Source organism: Variovorax sp. CAN15 (assembly GCF_030462475.1).
Taxonomy (GTDB): Bacteria; Pseudomonadota; Gammaproteobacteria; order Burkholderiales; family Burkholderiaceae_C; genus Variovorax.
In genome coordinates this window covers 1-2,227 of sequence record NZ_JASMRZ010000174.1, presented here as the reverse complement: position 1 = coordinate 2,227, position 2,227 = coordinate 1, and the positions used below count along the sequence as shown (strand labels likewise).

The window sequence follows — 2,227 nt, the reverse complement described above, 5'->3', positions numbered from 1 at the left end:
CTGCTTGCTGCCTTCTTCGACCTTCTCCACCGAGTCGCCGATCAGGGTCTTGATTTCCTTGGCGGCTGCAGCGGAACGCTGAGCGAGGCTGCGGACTTCCGAAGCAACTACTGCGAAGCCGCGACCCTGCTCGCCGGCACGAGCCGCTTCAACGGCTGCATTCAGCGCAAGGATGTTGGTCTGGAACGCGATGCCGTCGATCACGCCGATGATGTCCACGATCTTCTTGGACGACGCATTGATCGAGCCCATGGTGTCGACCACTTGCGAGACGACGCTGCCGCCCTTCACTGCCACTTCCGAGGCAGAGACAGCCAGTTGGTTGGCCTGCCGAGCGTTGTCCGCGTTCTGCTTGACCGTGGAGGTCAGCTCTTCCATCGAGGCTGCCGTCTGCTCCAGCGAACTCGCCTGCTCTTCCGTACGCGAGGAAAGATCCTGGTTGCCCGATGCGATCTGCCCCGAAGCCGTCGCGATGGTCTCGGTTCCTTCTCGAACCTCGCCCACCACCTTCGCGAGACTCGCATTCATCTCGCGCAGCGCGTGCATCAGCTTGCCCGTCTCGTCGCGGCTTTCCACCGCGATGTTCGAACTCAGGTCACCGGAGGCGACCGTCTCGGCCACTTTCACCGCGCGCCCCAGCGGACGCACGATGCCCACGGTCAGGCGCCAGGAGAGCAGCGCGCCCAGCATCAGTGCGACGATCGAAAGCACCAGCAGAACTCTCTCCCCCGTCTCGTGGTCGTCATCGATGCCTTTGGCCAGTTCGTCGATGCGGTCGCGCTGGTAGGCGGCGAGCTTGGCAACGGCTTCCTCGTAGACGACGAGCGCGGCGGCGAACTGCGTATCGGCCATCACCATGGCTTCCTCGTCCTTGCCTTCGGCCTTGAGCTTGTTGATGTTCCCCACGAGCGCCAACACCACGCTGCGCGGGTCGGCGATGGCGGAATACAGCTTCTTCTCCTCCGGCGAGGTCAGAAGCTCCTCGAGCTTCTTCTGCACGGGATTGATCTGCACCGACTTGTCGACGCGCGCCTTCTCGAAGTACGCAGCCACCTTGGGATCGGTCGCCTTGACCATCGCGAAAGAGTTCGCGATCGCCGGCCCGAGCAGGACGGACCACTGGTTGGCCAGGCGCTCCTTGACCAGCGCGCGCTGCACCATGTCCTCCGTGGCATTGCCCACGCTCGCCAGTCGCAGCATGCCGGTGGCCGCGATGACCGCCATCAGGAGCAGGACGACTGCGAAGCCGAGGCCCAGGCGGGTTCCGATCTTTAGATTCTTCAGGTTCATTTGACTTCTTCCTGCTCGGTTTAGAACTCGGTCCAGTCGCCCTTGGCGTCGCCGGCCATGGCGAGTTGCGGGGCGGCCGAGGGTTCCTTGCGCGTGGGCAGGGCCTTGGCGGGCCGCTTCGGCGCCGGTTTCGCCGGCCTCGGGATGGGTGTGATGGGCGTGAATCCGGGGCGCACGTTGGCGACGGCGTTGGCGTCGAGCTTGAAGATGCTCACGGCCTGCACGAGGCTGCCGGCCTGCTCCTGCAGCGACTGCGCCGCCGCGGATGCCTCCTCGACCAGCGCCGCGTTCTGCTGCGTCACCTGGTCCATCTGCGTGATCGCCTGGTTGATCTGCTCGATGCCCGAGGTCTGCTCCTGGCTGGCTGCGGTGATCTCGCCCATGATGTCCGTCACGCGCTTCACACTGCCCACGATCTCTTCCATCGTGCGGCCCGCTTCTTCCACCTGCTTGCTGCCTTCTTCGACCTTCTCCACCGAGTCGCCGATCAGGGTCTTGATTTCCTTGGCGGCTGCAGCGGAGCGTTGAGCCAGGCTTCGGACTTCAGAGGCGACGACCGCAAATCCACGGCCTTGCTCGCCGGCACGAGCCGCTTCAACGGCTGCATTCAGCGCCAGGATGTTTGTCTGGAACGCGATGCCGTCGATCACGCCGATGATGTCCACGATCTTCTTGGACGAGGCATTGATCGAGCCCATGGTGTCGACCACCTGGGACACGACGCTGCCGCCCTTCACTGCCACCTCGGAGGCTGACACGGCCAGCTGATTGGCCTGCCGGGCGTTGTCCGCGTTCTGCTTGACCGTGGAGGTCAACTCCTCCATTGAAGGCCGAGCGCGTGTTCCGCGTCGGGCTGAGCGATGCGCTCGAAGTGGCGCTGATGCCTCGGCTGATGCAGCGGCTTTCCGAAGAGGCGCCGGGCGTGCGACTGGTGGCG

At 64.4% G+C, this 2,227-nt stretch carries 1 protein-coding gene and 1 pseudogene; both read right to left on the bottom strand.

Annotated features, from left to right (window positions below; all coding sequences use genetic code 11):
- Positions 1-1,290: methyl-accepting chemotaxis protein (locus QMO14_RS33155; RefSeq protein ID WP_301512372.1), on the bottom strand; the 1,290-nt coding region annotated here is incomplete at its 3' end.
- A 20-nt stretch (positions 1,291-1,310) separates the two neighbouring features.
- Positions 1,311-2,117, bottom strand: a pseudogene (locus QMO14_RS33150) (methyl-accepting chemotaxis protein); the annotation flags it as partial.
- Between the last annotated feature and the right edge of the window lie 110 nt (positions 2,118-2,227).